The following is a 16,004-nucleotide window of genomic DNA, read 5'->3' on the forward strand; positions in this document are numbered from 1 at the left end:
ATTTATGAATATAATATGTTTTGGAGATAGCATCACCCGTGGATATGATGTGAGAGAAGGTCTCGGCTGGGTTGAACTATGTAGTGCCGCACTACCCGCATATCATATGGAAAATCACGGCATCGATGGACTATCTGTGCAAGGTTTAATCAATTATTTAGAATCCTGGTGTATCGACAAGTCCTATGAGGAGGATCGATATATATGCATTATGTGCGGTACAAATGATATTTTGCAAAATCGCGATAGCGACTACGTATATAACAAGCTCATTAAAGCCGCTACCATAGCCGGTGAAAAGGGGCATGTTATTATGGGCCTTGAAACGCAAATCGATAGTGAAATGGATGGACTTAATCATGTGGTAGTGGACGTAAACCGTCGTTTACAAGACTATGCCTTAGAACATGGTTTACAAACTATCGATTTTTACACCGTTCTTCATGAAGCCGATCAAATAGGACAAATTGTATTTGCCGGAGAGGTTCATCCAAATGAGCGAGGCTATCGCTTGATGGCCTATAAGGCATTGGAAACATTTACACGATTATAGTAGAAAAGAGCACGTTCCTGTAGGATGTGCTCTTTTCGTTATATGTAGTGCTCGACATACGTCGTACACTGAGGTCTATTATTTTTGTTTAGATGTTTTGTCAGCTGCAGCGTGTGCAGAAGCTGCGATAGCGTAAGCTGTGCCTTTCACAAGTTCATAAGTTTCACCACTGTTACCGGAAACAGTTACAGCTGCTACCGTATCATCAGTGATGGCGAACATAGCTGTTGCATATGGATGTTGTGCACCATTTGGTACTGTTACCGCGCCGGATTTTACAACGATGAAACGACCATTATTGTTGTATACATCGTAGTTAGCCGCTTGTTTTACGCCATCATAGCTTTCATTATAAGCGAACAATGTGGAAACTTCGCCCAATGTTACTTGGCCAGATTGTTGCATAGCGCGTAATTTGGATGCAGCTACGGATGTAGGTTGTGTCATGTTAACAGTAACGCGTAAGGATGTGTTGTTTACGATGGCTTCTGTAATAACATTTGTTGTAAATACATTAGCGATGCCATTACCAGCACGGTTGTAAGAACTTGCAGTTTTTACTTGGTAACCATTTGTATAAGCTGGTAAATCGAATGTATAAGAACGACCATTTAACAATACATCAAATGCGTTCAATTGGTTATTTCTGTATGTGGATACATAACCGCTACCGCTTTTGCTGAAAGTAAGTGTAGCTGGAGCATCTACAGGTTGTTGTAGAGGTGCGTTAGGGCTTGGAATTGGATCCATGATTTGCATGCCTACAGCTGTTGTTTGTGGAGCCACAAAGATTGGATCGCCTAAGTCTTTAGAAACAGGCATTTGTTGGCTCATATCGCCTGCTGTATATGGTACAGCTGGTAATGGTGTATAGTTAGGACGTGGAGGCATTGCCACATAACTTGCTTGTGCAACAGGTGCACTGTTTGCAGGTGTGTATTGATATTGAGCTTGTTCTGCTGCAGCGCGTTCATAAGCGCGTGCATTAGCATCCATAGATGCTGCAAAAGCAGAGAAAGATACTGTTGTTACTGCCAATACGGCAAAAGCAGTTGCAATTCGTTTTGTATTCATAATAAAGACTCCTAATCTCACATTTTTACAAATAACACTTCATCTAGGTTTCATTATACATGATAAGTGTCGATATGTAAACAAAATATAAACAAATTTAACTTTTTTAATTTTTGTAAACAGAATAAGGTAAAAATGAGAATTTGTCAAATACAATTTTGATATTCCATGGTGTACAATAGTATATATATTTATATATCGTATAAAGTATCCGTGCTATATATTTTATTTTAGGGATGATGAAATATAAGCAGAATTACTAAATATAAGCATCGTTGTGGGAGGTAGTATGAGTATTACCATGTATTATGGTCGCGCTGGTTCCGGTAAGACCCGTGCCGTATATGAACGCATTCGGCAGGTTATCACCGAATGTCCAGGTGACCCTATTATTTTGCTAGTTCCAGAGCCAGCCACCTATCGTGTAGAACGGGAACTTGCGGAATTTATGCCTCACGGAGGCTTTACGACGGTCCGCGTCGTTGGCTTTGGCCGATTGGCCTATCAGGTATATCAATCGATAGGCAATGTAAAGGCGCAGCAACAGAGCATATCTCAATTGGGTAGAACCATGTTATTAAGCCTTGTGATGAAACGAAAAGGGGCTGAATTAGGACTGTTATCGCAAGCCGCTAAACGGCCAGAGTTTTCATCGGTCTTGCAAGGATTATTTTCCGAGTTTCGCTCATTTCGCATTGGACCTGATGAATTAGAATCTGGTGCACAGCGCGTATCGAATGGTGTATTACAGAAAAAATTACGGGAATTGGCACTATGCATGTCGGCCTATGAAGAGGAACTACAGCTTCATGGACAAATTGATGGGGACCCTATTATGGACCTTGTTCATGCATTGCCACAGTCTCCATTGATGGAAAACTGCCATGTCTTTGTTGATGGATTCCACTGGTTTACACCGGTTCATTTTGAGCTGTTATATATGCTCTTTGACCTTGCTGTAGAATCGGTAATTACCGTCGATTTACCGGCTGATCCTAAACGAATATTATCCAATAAGGGACATCATGGCATCTTTAATCGTTCCGTTGAAATCTTGGAAAATCTCTATAAGGAATATGGAACGAAATTGTCCTTTCAGTCCTTTACAGGGCATAGAGGAACGCCTGTATTGCAATCCTTAGAAGAAAACTTCTTTCATGGTAAACACAATACCACGGATGAACATATACCGCTTGTAAGCGCTTATAATCGAGAACGCGAGGCGGATTGGGTGGCCCGTGATATCCTTTCCTATATTGAAAGCAATCCTAATGCACGCTACCGCGATGTGTGTATTATGCTTCGTGAATCCGAAACCTATGGGGATACGTTGGAAAAGGTATTTACCCGTTATGGGATACCCCACTTTGGAGACCGCCAACGGCCTATGAACAATCATCCGCTCGGGGAATTGATGACGGATTTGCTCGGCATCGTTAAGCATAGCTATAGTCGTGACATCATGTTCCGTCTATTGAAAACGGATTTGACACCTCTTACTCGCGAGGCGGTGGATGAATTAGAAAACTATGTACTCGAATTTGGTATCGATCATCTACAGTGGGAACGGAATAATTGGTCCTATATGCGCCGCGTAGCGGGGCTTTCAGACGAAGAACAACCGGACGCACCGAGACATACGCGCGTGAATGCATCGAGACAGGCCATCATGGATATTTTGATACCTTGGTTTGATTTTGCCACGTCTAGTGACGCGCATACGGGGGCGGAATGGTGTAAACACATCTATACAGTTTTAGAGGAATTACAAGTGCCTCAACGCCTCTATGAATGGTCACTAGAGGCTGAGCGCGATGGCGATTTAGAATCCAAGGCCAGTCACGAGCAAATGTACAATGCGGTCATCAGATTCCTCGATGAAATGATGGTCCTCACCGATACGGAAACATTGACACTTGATGAAATGATAGCCCTCTTAGAAGAGGCTCTCGATAATGTTCATTACTCCATGATTCCTCCGTCCCTCGATCACGTAGCGATTACCACTATAGAACGGGCGTATAGCCAATCATGGCCACGGGTCTATGTGATGGGGCTTAATCAAGGTGTATTCCCACAAAACATGGGTGATGAAGGTTTGATCAAGGATAGAGAACGGGAAGCATTGGCTGAGGCGGGCATCGTTCTTGCGGAAGGCGCCTTGCCGAAAGCGTTTAATGAAAATTTCCTTCTTTATTTAGCGATGACGCGAGCCGAGCAGCATTTAACCATATCCTATGCAGGTTCCAATGATGAAGGGGAAGGACTTGAAAGTTCCCTCGTTATTAAACGATTACAATCCCTCGGTTTCTGTACGTCCCCTATAGAGGTTCCTTTCACCATTCAAGACGGTACAGAAGATGAATACTTATGGCGTCCATACCAAAGTCTATCCCTATTATCTGAACGTTGGGGCGCTTTGTTTAGCGGTGTATCTGTGTCACCACTATGGTGGGGCCTCTATAACTGGGCTCGCCATGATGGGGCCTACAGACAACGCTTAGAGGACGTGAGCCGTGGTATTCGCGACAATAATGATGTACCTGTTATTGTGCCGGAGTTAGTAACTGGTTTGTTCCTCAAACGGGGCTATATGTCTGGGTCGGTAACGCGCCTTGAAAAATATCGTCAATGTCCGTTTAAATTCTATGCTCAATATGGCTTGAAATTAGAGCCTCGTAAGGTTCGTTCTTTTGGGGCCCCTGAAATTGGTACCTTTTTACATGCCAATTTGGAGCGGTTAGGAACGCAACTATTATCCGAGCATAAGCAATGGCGTGATTTAGACGAAACGGCGCAACAAGAATTATGTGCTCGTGTAGCAGCGGATATATTAGAAGAAAACCGTTATGATGAGGATGAAAAGACCGCCTATGATAAGGCTATTGAAGAGCGCGTTGTGAGAACATTACAGAAAACGGTATCGCGCCTTGTTGATTGGTCTAGCCGGTCCTCCTTTGATACGATGTATTTAGAACAGGATTTTGGACGTCCCAATGGATGGGACTCTATTAAGGTATCCCTTGGAGATGACCGTTATTTACGCTTAGTAGGGCAAATTGACCGTATCGATGAATATAAACGCGATGGTCATACGTATGGCATGGTTATCGACTATAAATCGGGTAGTACATCGGTTAATGCACAAGAAATCTATTACGGTTTAAAATTACAATTGATGACCTATCTATTGGCCTTAGAATCGGCCTATAAAAAGCATCATGATCAACCGATGACACCGGCCGCTGTGGTGTATACATATGTAAAAAATCCACGAACGCCAGCGGGTGAGCCTGTGTCCTATGAAGAGGCCAAAGCATTGGCGGATACAAATGGGGCTCTTAATAATAAAGGGTATTTTACAGATGATATCGACATGCTGGAAAAAATGGATGAAAAATTGCGCACCTATAAGAGCAAAGGCCCTTATGTGCCCGTTCGCATTACAGGAAAGGGAGCCATCCATTCTGGGGATATGAAAATCGTTAAATCCTCCGGTGACTTTGATATCATGTGCCGCTATACCGAATCGATTATGGCGGATACTGGGTCTGCCATCGGCAAGGGAAAATTCCCAATCGCACCGTACCAGTTGAATAAGGCCATTCCTTGTTCCTACTGCGATTACAAGACCGTGTGTCGCTTTGATAATGAGCGTAATCAATACAATTATTTGAGCGCTCTGAATGAGGCGAACGCTCTTGAAAAAATGCGCGATGCTCTCAATGGTTCATCTGGACAGACTGAGGCTAACGCTGATTTTTGTGAAAGTTCTAATACCGATAGCTCTATGACAGGAGGTGACGATAATGGGCGTTAGATGGACACCGGAGCAGGAATCTGCCATCATGTCCCCGAAGGATAGTAATCTAGGGGCTCAAACCTTGCTTGTCGCCGCTGCTGCTGGTTCTGGTAAAACGGCGGTTCTTGTAGAGCGTATTATTACGCGGTTGAAAGATATGGAGAATCCTTTATCCGTACAAGAATTGATGGTCGTTACCTTTACGAAGGCCGCTGCTGCTGAAATGAGCGCTCGTATTGGCGTCGCCTTAGCTAAGGCCATGGAATCTACCGATGATAAAGCGTTACAAGCGCGCCTAGAGCGACAGCTTAATCTATTGCCATCGGCACATATTTCGACATTGCACTCCTTCTGTCAGTGGGTGATTCGCTCTTATTTTTATAAACTCGATATACCTCCGACGGCCCGCATTGGCAACGAAGCGGAAATGGCCCTCTTAAAACAAGAGGTGTTAGAGAACCTATTAAAAGAGGCTTATGAACATAATACGTATGGTATTTTTGACCTATCTGATTTCTTTAGTGATGATAAATCTGATGCAGGATTGCAAGATAAGGTGCTCAGTCTCTATGAATTTGCCATGTCTCAATCGAATCCTGACGGGTGGATGCGCCATGCCGTAGAACCATATAAGGCCGCTCAAGAGCAGGATTTACGAGATACCTTATGGGGCCGTGCTATGTGGGTCGACCAACAGGCCGAAATCGACCGCATTGCAAACCGCATCGAACAGATGGAACCTTTACTTGAAAGCCCTGTAGGTCCTAAGAAATGGGACAAGGTGTACCAAGAACAATTAGCCGCATTAGCCCAATTAAAAGGGGCGCAGACCTGGTCCGATATGGTCGCCGTATGCCGTAACTTAGATACCTTTACAAAAGCAAGTTTTACAAGCCTTGGCAAAGCCTTAGAAAAGGGCGAAGTAGATGGTGCATTAGCAGATGAATTTAAATCGCTAGGCTCTCAAAACAAGGATAGTTTAAAGGGCATGAAAAACGGTTTATTCCATATTGATGAAGCAGTATTGCAACAGCAATTTAAAGACCAATATCCGCTCATTCATAACCTTGTAGAATTGACTATCGCCTTTCACAAAGCCTATGACGAGGCTAAAAAAGAGCAAGGCATCATGGACTTTAGCGATTTAGAACATCTCTGCTTGGCACTCCTTGTGGAACCAGGCACAGAAGATGATCCACAACCATCCGAAGTGGCCCTTGAGTTACAGGATACGTTCAAAGAAATCATGGTAGACGAATACCAAGATACGAATGGTGTACAAGAAACTATTATTAACCTCATTTCCCGCGTGGATAATCGTTTTTACGTAGGCGATGTGAAGCAAGCCATTTATAGTTTTCGCATGGCAGATAGTTCGTTATTTATGAACAAGTACAATACGTATGGGCTCATGAATGATGCCGTAGAGCGCCGCATCGATTTGGCGAAGAATTTCCGGTCTCATGAAAATATTTTGACTACTACGAATTTTATTTTCTACCAAATTATGACCCAAGAGGCAGCGGAGCTTGATTATGGAGAAAAAGAATCGCTTATACCGGGCCGTATCGTAGAAGAGGCGCCATTCGATTGGGTGGGCGGCGCTGTAGAATTACATCTCTTGGATACGAGCGATACGAATCGTTCCGACGAGACCGATGGTGATTCCGAAACCGCAGGCGATGAACCGGAGAACAATGAACGGGAATTAGATTTCATCATCCAAAAAATCAAGGAATTACACGCCTCGAAGAAACAGGTGCAAAATGCGGATGGCTCGTTCCGCCAAATTCAATGGCGTGACTTTGCCGTATTGCGTAGGTCCCTCGCTGGGTGGGGTACACGGGCAGTAGCAGCTATGCGTCAAGCCGGTATTCCAGCCGTTGTTAATGAACGAGATGGCTATTTTGAAGCGCAAGAAATCCAATTGCTCTTATCCTTGTTACAAATCATCGACAATCCTGAGCAGGATTTGCCGATGGCCGCCGTATTGCATTCAGGACTTGTAGGGCTTGATGCGAATGAACTCGGTGCATTGCGCCTTACCGGGGACGGCTCTTTATGGTCTGTTATGCCTCTCTATGCAGAACAGGCTCAAGATGAACGTTTGCTCCAATTCATCGCTCATATCGAGCGTTGGCGCACATTATCTCGCCGTCATGGTGTAGCAGATCTATTGTGGGATATTTACGAAACATTGGACTACGTGAACTACGTAGGCGCCATGCCGAATGGCCTCGTGCGTCGCGCCAATGTGATGGCCCTCTATGAACGGGCTAAAGGGTTTGAATCCTCCGGATTCCGAGGGCTCTTTAGGTTCCTTCGCTTTGTTGAAAGCTTACGCGACAGCAATCAAGATATGGCCGTTGCCAATGTAGTTACCGAAGCAGATGACGTAGTGCGCCTTATGACCATCCACAAAAGTAAGGGCCTTGAATTTCCTGTTGTATTCCTGTCTGGCGTACAAAAGAAATTCAATACCATGGACTTTAATTCTCCGTTATTAGTCGATAAAAATGGCGGTATCGGATTAAAGGGCTATTACCCAGACATTCGCGTATCCTATCCGTCCATGCCGTGGCTCTATTGTAAATCCATCAAATCAGATGCTATGAAAGCCGAAGAACAGCGTATCCTTTACGTTGCATTGACACGGGCACGGGATAAGCTATTCTTGACCGGATATATTAACAAGGAAATCAAAAAGGAAAAGGGCGTTGGCGCTCATATAAAACATGCGGCCTTGACGCAGACCCAAGCATTAGGTGCCAATCTAATCAAAGCTGGTAATTCCTATTTGCATTGGCTACTCATCGCCTTCGCCCGTCATCTAGATGGGGGTACACCACTTCGCAATATCATTGAACTCGAAGGAGAAACAAATTTTGACTTGCTCGACCGTCAATGTCAGGTAAAGGTAGAGATTCATGATGGTTCTCTTTATGGAGATTTAGATTATAAGGCTGATGTGGATGAAACGACCATCAATACGGTTCGCGTATTAGGTAAGGTGAATGATGTAGCATTGCCAGAGAAAATCGTACAGCGCTTTGCTTTCACCTATCCAAATCTTGTAGCGGCCAAGACGACGGCTAAGATTTCTGTTAGTGAATTGAAACGACGATTTGCCGAACGTGATGCGGAGGCTGTATCGGCTACAGATGTATCAATGCAACAGAAACCAGTAATATCCTTTGATATAACTGAGGATACGACTGGTGAGAATGCCATATTAGATACAAGCATTCCTACTATTAGTGGACCGGAGCTAGCCGATTCCGTATTTGGTCGTAAACCACTGGCTATTGCAGCAGCTGATGAGGTCGTAACGGGTGCGCAATGGGGCACATTGATGCATGAAGCGATGCAATGGCTACCTGTTAAAAAGTATACACAAAAATCCATGACAGATATGCTTGATTCATTGCAAGCAGAAGGTAAATTTAGTGATGAGGAACGCAGTCTATTAAGTGATCGTAGCTTATATGGATTCTTTAACTCTGATCTTGGCCAGCGTCTCATTGCATCAAAACGAGTGGAACGAGAATTGCCGTTTAGCATGCTCTTTGACGGCAATCGGGTATATCCTGATGTAGAGAATGGTGAGCGTCTATTCTTACAAGGGATTATCGATACAGTTTTTGTAGAAGATGATCAATGGGTCCTCGTGGACTATAAGACGGACCGCGTTAAGAGTGGCGATGAGCTCATTCGTCGCTATAAAATACAAATGGACCTCTACAAAGAGGCCCTAGAACGATTGACAAATATGCCTGTGAAAGCAAGTTATATTTATAGCTTCCGCTTACATGAAGCGGTTCTATTGTAAGCCTATATAAGACAATCGACTTAGCATAATACGAACCCCCTTTACTGGCTTGCCAGCAAAGGGGGTTCGTCTCGCTTAGAGAAGTGGTTTTTTCTTTTGATGTTTTGTCGGTGCAAATACCTTGAGGACCCGTGGTAATACTTCGAGGTCTACAGGCATATAAGGACCTGCATCACCATCCATATTGGTTGGTAAATTATCTACATTGCTCAATAGTTCGATATGAGCTTTTTTGACCGTCAATGTCGTTGTATTACTAGAGTTATAGATAGCACCACTTAGGATAAGCGGTAGAACCTTGAAGATATCGAGGATAAAGTACTCTTTGAAAATTACGAGGCGCATGTACCCATCGTCTACGGAGGCCTCTGGCATAAAGCGTTCAAAACTAGAAACTACATTGGTAAGTAGAGCTAGTACGAGAGGTGATTTACAGATGAAATCATCGTCTTCCGTTTGAATGCGGTATGTATAGTCCTTTGTAGTAAAGAGGGCTTGACCGGCGCGTAAGAAGTAGGCCAATGGACCTAAGATGCGTTTTTCCTTTGGCGTTACCTCTTCGATGACCTTTGGAATGACACCAGCTGCAATATTATTGCAGAAGTATTTATCATTGCAGCGACCAATATCGATGGAGCGAACTTGGTTGATATCGAGGCGGCGAATTGCCTCTAATGGTCGTTGTGGAATGCCGAGAGCACGGGACATATCGTTGACGGTTCCTACCGGAATAAAGCCAAAGGTTGCTTTGAAACCACCTTGAGCAATACCATTTACCGTTTCATTAACGGTACCATCGCCACCCATGCAGAAAACGGCATCAAAACCATCTTCACAAGCGGCCTTTGCAAAACGGGTTGCATCGTCGGCACCGGTGGTAAATTTAACTTCAATTGTGTCAAAAAGGGTGCTCAATTTCCACTGTAAATCAAGGGCGTATCGGCGTGCTGCACCGCCGCCAGATACAGGGTTAATGATAACCAAACAACGACTCATAGGGGTAACTTCCTCACTTTTTAACTGTGACTATCTTGAAATTGACAGTCATATGTACGGGACTTATAATTATAGGGTATACAATTATTATATATACATGTGTTCGTATATAAAAATGCTTACATTCTATTATACTCATTTTAGGCGTTCATTGAAAGTATGAAAGCGTGTAAACATTAGAGGGGACCTAAGGCTAGAAATATGACAAAAGACGTGAAGGGTACAAAAGAACCAAAAGATGTGTATCATTTTTCCGCTGTAGATTCAATTGAACGATTGCCTTTAAGTGAACAAGTTTATGTGACCTTGAAACAGGCTATTTTAACAGGGGAGCTATTACCGCAAGAAAAACTAAATGAAGTTAAGATCGCAGAACAGCTCAAAGTCAGTGCAACGCCAGTTCGCGAAGCTTTCAGAAAATTAGCAAAAGATAACCTTGTTGTTATCGTGCCGTGGAAGGGTGTTACTGTTAAGGCGGATACACCAGAAGAAATCGTGGCGCTATATCAATGTCGCGAGGTTATGGAAGGTTTGGGGGCGCGTTTGTGTGCTCGTCACGCTACGCCAGAACAAGTGGCAGAGCTTAAGGAATTATGCAAGGAAATGCATGCTATTGAGGACGCTACGGCACGCGTAGAGGTTAATAGCCGATTCCACAGCATGATTGCTCAATTCTCGGGTAATGATCGCGTTGTTGATTACTTAGCCGATTTCCGTGAACGAGTAAATCGCGATATGTATTTGAGTTCCTTCAATGCAATGCGCACACACGATTGTGACGATGAACATGATCACATCGTAGATGCCATTGAACGTCACGACGAAGTGGCCGCAGAAAATGCGATGCGCAAGCATATCAATAATGCGTTTATCTTTAAACGGGCTAATGCGGAATTACAAGACAAGAACTTGAACGAAGTATAAAAACTACATAGACATAGCAAAAAGGACCCTAGATAGGGTCCTTTGTTTTGCAAAGTCATATATAAGATATTGTAAGGGGGTTATCTTTTATATATGTTGTACGTGTTAAGTAGGAATTACTTTATCTTGTTAATCTAATTTTTGAAAGGTTATATAATGTTGTTTTAATTGAATAGAAGAGAGTGTAATAAAGAATTAATTTTGTCTCTATTCATATGAGGTCTATTGATTAGAGACGTTTTTTTAGTTCTAAAAAGCGCTGGTGTGCTAGTCGGAAAAATTCGACTCTTTCATAATGTTTTGAAAGATGTCTATTACAGGATTTATAGTCTTGCGTACGAAGATGTAGCAATTGACTGGTAGAAACATTGAGGCAATAAGCAATTTTAAATACTACCTCGATGGATACGCCTGATATTCCGTATCCACATTCTAATTTACTCAAATAGCTGCGACTAATGCCTACGACATCGGCCAATTGTCGTTGTGAAATGCCCATCGACGTTCGCAGGGTAGAGATTTTGTGACCCAAGCACATATACTGTTGCTGAAATTTTGGGTCTTGATAATGATTCCGTCGGTAGGCCGGCATTGTAAGTGTAGGATCCTTCATAAGACCTCCTTTCCGATCCCTACCTTGTGCTTTTAGTATACTTAGCAAATACATTGTTGACTAATACGTAATATGTGATAATTATTATGTATATATGATAATTACACGAATCGTTAATTTTATGGAGATCTATTATGGAAAAATATATAGCTATCGCCTGCGGCGGTGCTCTTGGTGCATTAGCGCGAACAGTGGTAGGTGAATGGGTAATGGCGCGGCTAGGACCTTATCCTTTTGGTACCATTACGGTTAATTTAATCGGGTGTTTAATCATCGGTATCATCTTAGGTGCCTATCTTTGTAGACCCGACTGGCCTCAATGGGTTCGGTTCTTCTTAGTCGTTGGTGGACTGGGTGCCTTTACCACATTTTCTACATTTGCCTTTGAGCTTTTACAGCTCTTAACATCTGGTGATGTTACAGATGTTCTATTCTATGGGGCCGTGCAAATTCTCGGCGGTTTAGCCCTTTGTGCCATCGGTATGTGGATTGCTAAACTCGTATGTGCGTAAATGCATATTAGCAGCTATCGTTCATATGATATAGTAAATGTATTGCTATATATTACGCTTGATATACATGAAATAGAATATATATTGAAAGGTTAGATTATGAAAGAAATAAAAGTACAAGATGCAGTTGGACATGCATTGGTACACGATATTGTACGCATCGTTATCGGCGAAGTGAAAGATACACCCTTCCGTCGTGGTCATGTGATTACAGAAGCAGATGTGCCCAAATTACTCGATCTTGGTAAAGAACATATTTATGTGATGGAACCAGAAGATGAAGGGTTTCTCCATGAAGAAGATGTGGCGCGCGCCTTGTATGCTATTGCTAAGGGAAACTATATGCATGATGGTCCCATGGCACAAGGTAAAATTGAGGCCATTGCCGATGTGGATGGCTTACTCAAGGTCGATGTAGATAAACTATACGCTATCAATAGCATCGGCGAATTGACCATCGTTACAAAATTGAATAATACGCCTGTGAAAGCGGGCGATAAAATCGCCGGTATGCGTTGTATTCCTTTATTGCTAGAAGAACAACAAGTAACAGCAGCTCAAAAAATTGGTGGACCTATCTTAACTATTAAGCCATTTGTGCGCAAAACAATGGGCATCGTTACAACTGGTTCTGAAGTATTTGAAGGACGCATTAAAGATGCTTTCACACCTATCATCGAAGAACGTTGTGCGCCATTTGGGGTCAAAAAAATCGCCCATGAAATCGTAACAGATAACACGGACGACATTGTGGCAGCCATCGATAAGGTGAAAACAGCGGGTGCAGATATTATATTCTGTACCGGTGGCATGAGCGTAGATCCAGATGATTTAACACCAGGGGCCATTAAACGCTACGCAGATCGCGTAGTGACATACGGATTACCTGTACTGCCAGGCTCTATGGTGTGCATTGCATACTGTGCTGATGGCACGCCAATTTTAGGCGTACCAGGCGGTGTTCTATTTAGCAAACCAACGGCCTTTGATGAAATCGTACCACGGCTCATTGCAGATGATGAAATTACAAAAGAAGATTGTATCTGTATGGGGCATGGGGGGTTCTTGGGATAAGATAGATTTAAAGATAGATCTTATTTATGTAATAGTAGTGTTTACACCTAAATAAAATAAGAAATATACCTAAAATAGGGACTGTAGTGAAATGCGGTAAAACTGTATTTCGCTACAGTCCCTTTGTGTTATTATACGATTTCTTAATTTTATTATATATAGTGTTTGTGAGAATTATAAAACGTAGAAGATTTTTGCATGGTTAAGTTGTCTAAGATAGAGAAAATATTTAAAAAAATGAAAAACAAATTTAATATTCTGTTGCAAAAAAATAAGATTAATATATAATTTACATATAGAAAGGAGAGGGATTTATGAGAGTTGTACGTATTGCAGCAAGTTGTATTGGCTTGCTGACCACAGTTGGTACATTGCCTAGCATGGCAGCTGATGTATCTACCCCTTTTATACAACAAGAAGCGGCCCGAGCCGATGCTTCGTTGCGTCAACGCGCAGAAGCACCAATGACTGGGGCCGCTTCGTTGCGTTCAGAATCAGCGTATGTTGGTCTTAGCAGTGCTCCTATGAAGGCATTACCAAAGGAAGAGATTGCATTTCCTATAGACCATATTGTTATTACATCATCAGAGCCTGTATTTCGTAAATATAAGAACCGGTTAGAGGCGTATGAGCATAATCGAATCGGGTCGGATGGGGTTACATTCCTTCAAAAGCAATTACAAGAACAATTATTAGCAGATGGATATGTCACAAGCCAAGTGGTTGTACCCAATCAAGATTTACATTCAGGGTCATTAACTTTTGAGATTTTACCGGGTTATGTTGAAGATATTGTTCTTACAAATCCAAATGCACGGACGAATTGGCGGAGTGCATTCCCTGTACGACCTGGCTATGTATTACGACGTCAAGCGTTAGAACAAGGAATTGATCAGATGCGTAGCGTACCTGGTCAAGATATAAAGATGACGATTGAACCAGGTACCAAGCCGTTACATTCTATTGTTAAGCTTACGGTAGAACAAAAAGGATTTGTGCATGGCTCATTTATCTTAGATAATTCAGGATATAAAGCTACAGGAGAGTATCAAGGTACTGTATTTTTATCGTTTAGTCAATTGCTGGGTCTTAATGATACGTTAACAGCTAATTTCACTAAAGATATAAGCCCTCATGATGATGGCCATGGGTCAAAGCAATATGCAGTTAATTATGCGATTCCCGATGGCAACCGTACGTATAGACTATCTACGTATAAGTATAGCTATAATCAGTTGGTGTTTATGCCAAATGCATTTCGTTCGGCCGGTACCACACAAGGTACAGAGGTATCAGTAGAGCAGGTTCTAAATAGGACTAGTCGTTCGAAAACATCAGTTATTGCTAAGGTTAATCATAAGTCGCGTCATAATTATCTGGATGATGTAGAAATCGGTGTTCAAGAACAACATACCACATCGGTAGAATTAGGGTTATCTCATCGCCAATATAGAGGCAATACAGTGAGTGATACGTATGTATTTTATCGTCAAGGCATTAAAGGATTAGGTGCTAAGGTACGAAGTTGGGAAGGTTTGGCAGATAATCCAACTACACTATATAAAATGGCTGGGGTTGAAGGGCAGATTCAAACGGGAGTACGAATCGGTCATAAGCAAGGTATATTCTCGATGCGCTTTAGAAGTCAATTTACGAATCAGCGCTTATTTACTACGGACCAGTTTAGTATTGGCGGACGGTATTCGGTACGTGGATTTAGTGGTGAAGAAACACTACGAGGTGATTCTGGGTACTATGTACAAAGTGAATGGTCATTACCATTTAGAAAACAACAGATTACACCTTATATAGGAATAGATATTGGTCATGTATGGGGACCATCTACAGAAACTCAACTAGGTAACACCTTGATTGGTGGTGTCGTTGGTGTACGAGGCACTGTTGGTGAAGCTGTTAATTATGATGTATCACTAGGGACGCCAATTAAGAAACCAGAAGGCTTTAACACAGATACCCGTGTTTGGGCGTTTAGAGGGAGTTATCAGTTTTAAGTGTTGTACATAGAGATTGATATAGATACATAATACATATTGTTTTATATACTTAGGAGAGATACGTAATATGAATATTAGAAAACATACGGCAATGGCTATCTTTGCTGCGTTATTAGCGACTAACTCTGCACCATGGATTCCTATGGCCCTTGCTAATCCTGTTGTACCAGATCAAGGTAAATTAGGACCAAAAATAGAAGAAGCTCGTAATGGCATGACTGTAGTCAATATCAATACGCCTAATGATAAAGGGTTATCACATAACCAATATAATGCTTTTAATGTAGACGAAAAGGGGCTTATTTTAAATAATGCGAATCGACCTGTAAATACAGAGCTTGCAGGCTATATTATGGGGAACCCTAATTTAGTAGGTCCTACGGCTAATACGATTTTAAATGAAGTTACGGGTACAAGTTCTACTTCTATGAATGGTGCTCTTGAAGTAGCCGGCAATAAGGCCCATGTTATTATTGCAAATCCAAATGGGATTTCTGTTAATAATGGAACCTTTATCAATGCTAATAGTGCTACATTAACAACGGGGAACCCCATTATCAATAACGGTAGTATTACAGGCTATCAAGTACAACAAGGTAGTATCACAGTAGG

Annotated in this window: 11 protein-coding genes; 8 read left to right on the forward strand and 3 right to left on the reverse strand. The window is 42.3% G+C overall.

Annotation, left to right across the window (positions count from 1 at the left end; all coding sequences use genetic code 11):
- The first annotated feature begins 4 nt into the window (after window positions 1-4).
- A complete protein-coding gene (locus tag HMPREF1477_RS07060) occupies window positions 5-553 on the forward strand; it encodes a GDSL-type esterase/lipase family protein (RefSeq protein ID WP_005381236.1) in 549 nt (182 codons plus the stop codon).
- Between the two features lie 78 nt (window positions 554-631).
- Here HMPREF1477_RS07060 and HMPREF1477_RS07065 read toward each other — a convergent pair whose 3' ends face one another.
- Entirely contained in the window at window positions 632-1,627 is a 996-nt protein-coding gene (locus tag HMPREF1477_RS07065; protein ID WP_016476369.1) for a hypothetical protein, read from the reverse strand.
- Window positions 1,628-1,916: 289 nt separating this feature from the next.
- On the opposite strand from HMPREF1477_RS07065, the gene HMPREF1477_RS07070 reads away from it, so the two are divergent.
- Window positions 1,917-5,447, forward strand: coding sequence for a PD-(D/E)XK nuclease family protein (locus tag HMPREF1477_RS07070; RefSeq protein ID WP_016476370.1), 3,531 nt, complete (start codon window positions 1,917-1,919; stop codon window positions 5,445-5,447).
- Window positions 5,437-9,258, forward strand: coding sequence for a helicase-exonuclease AddAB subunit AddA (addA, locus tag HMPREF1477_RS07075; protein WP_016476371.1), 3,822 nt, complete (start codon window positions 5,437-5,439; stop codon window positions 9,256-9,258). Before HMPREF1477_RS07070 ends, addA begins: the two co-directional genes overlap by 11 nt.
- A gap of 75 nt (window positions 9,259-9,333) precedes the next feature.
- Here addA and HMPREF1477_RS07080 read toward each other — a convergent pair whose 3' ends face one another.
- The gene (locus tag HMPREF1477_RS07080; protein WP_016476372.1) at window positions 9,334-10,254 is read right to left on the reverse strand and encodes a diacylglycerol kinase family protein; all 921 of its coding nucleotides are present in this window, start codon (window positions 10,252-10,254) and stop codon (window positions 9,334-9,336) included.
- 201 nt (window positions 10,255-10,455) lie between these two features.
- Here HMPREF1477_RS07080 and HMPREF1477_RS07085 point away from each other — a divergent pair, with 201 nt between their 5' ends.
- Entirely contained in the window at window positions 10,456-11,178 is a 723-nt protein-coding gene (locus tag HMPREF1477_RS07085; RefSeq protein ID WP_016476373.1) for a GntR family transcriptional regulator, read from the forward strand.
- A gap of 229 nt (window positions 11,179-11,407) precedes the next feature.
- Here the strand turns inward: HMPREF1477_RS07085 and HMPREF1477_RS07090 are convergent, their stop codons facing one another.
- Window positions 11,408-11,845, reverse strand: coding sequence for a helix-turn-helix transcriptional regulator (locus HMPREF1477_RS07090; protein ID WP_316706115.1), 438 nt, complete (start codon window positions 11,843-11,845; stop codon window positions 11,408-11,410).
- Between the two features lie 80 nt (window positions 11,846-11,925).
- Between HMPREF1477_RS07090 and crcB the strand changes: the two genes are divergently transcribed.
- The 4 genes from crcB to HMPREF1477_RS07110 form a co-directional block, all read left to right on the forward strand.
- A complete protein-coding gene (gene crcB, locus HMPREF1477_RS07095) occupies window positions 11,926-12,303 on the forward strand; it encodes a fluoride efflux transporter CrcB (protein ID WP_016476374.1) in 378 nt (125 codons plus the stop codon).
- Between the two features lie 99 nt (window positions 12,304-12,402).
- Window positions 12,403-13,377 carry a molybdopterin-binding protein gene (locus tag HMPREF1477_RS07100; RefSeq protein ID WP_016476375.1) on the forward strand — a complete coding sequence of 325 codons (975 nt, stop codon included), beginning with the start codon at window positions 12,403-12,405 and terminating at the stop codon, window positions 13,375-13,377.
- Between the two features lie 314 nt (window positions 13,378-13,691).
- Window positions 13,692-15,389, forward strand: coding sequence for a ShlB/FhaC/HecB family hemolysin secretion/activation protein (locus tag HMPREF1477_RS07105; RefSeq protein WP_016476376.1), 1,698 nt, complete (start codon window positions 13,692-13,694; stop codon window positions 15,387-15,389).
- Between the two features lie 70 nt (window positions 15,390-15,459).
- Window positions 15,460-16,004 (forward strand): filamentous hemagglutinin N-terminal domain-containing protein (locus HMPREF1477_RS07110; protein ID WP_016476377.1); only part of this gene is annotated, 545 nt, incomplete at its 3' end.

The organism is Veillonella sp. HPA0037 (genome assembly GCF_000411535.1).
Classification (GTDB): domain Bacteria; phylum Bacillota; class Negativicutes; order Veillonellales; family Veillonellaceae; genus Veillonella; species Veillonella atypica.

Bases quoted from the DNA above. Each gene is read 5' to 3' on its own strand.
- HMPREF1477_RS07100 (WP_016476375.1), top strand. From the start codon at position 12,403: ATGAAAGAAATAAAAGTACAAGATGCAGTTGGACATGCATTGGTACAC.
- addA (WP_016476371.1), top strand. From the start codon at position 5,437: ATGGGCGTTAGATGGACACCGGAGCAGGAATCTGCCATCATGTCCCCG.
- HMPREF1477_RS07065 (WP_016476369.1), bottom strand. From the start codon at position 1,627: ATGAATACAAAACGAATTGCAACTGCTTTTGCCGTATTGGCAGTAACA.
- HMPREF1477_RS07060 (WP_005381236.1), top strand. From the start codon at position 5: ATGAATATAATATGTTTTGGAGATAGCATCACCCGTGGATATGATGTG.
- HMPREF1477_RS07085 (WP_016476373.1), top strand. From the start codon at position 10,456: ATGACAAAAGACGTGAAGGGTACAAAAGAACCAAAAGATGTGTATCAT.
- crcB (WP_016476374.1), top strand. From the start codon at position 11,926: ATGGAAAAATATATAGCTATCGCCTGCGGCGGTGCTCTTGGTGCATTA.
- HMPREF1477_RS07105 (WP_016476376.1), top strand. From the start codon at position 13,692: ATGAGAGTTGTACGTATTGCAGCAAGTTGTATTGGCTTGCTGACCACA.
- HMPREF1477_RS07070 (WP_016476370.1), top strand. From the start codon at position 1,917: ATGAGTATTACCATGTATTATGGTCGCGCTGGTTCCGGTAAGACCCGT.
- HMPREF1477_RS07090 (WP_316706115.1), bottom strand. From the start codon at position 11,845: ATGTATTTGCTAAGTATACTAAAAGCACAAGGTAGGGATCGGAAAGGA.
- HMPREF1477_RS07080 (WP_016476372.1), bottom strand. From the start codon at position 10,254: ATGAGTCGTTGTTTGGTTATCATTAACCCTGTATCTGGCGGCGGTGCA.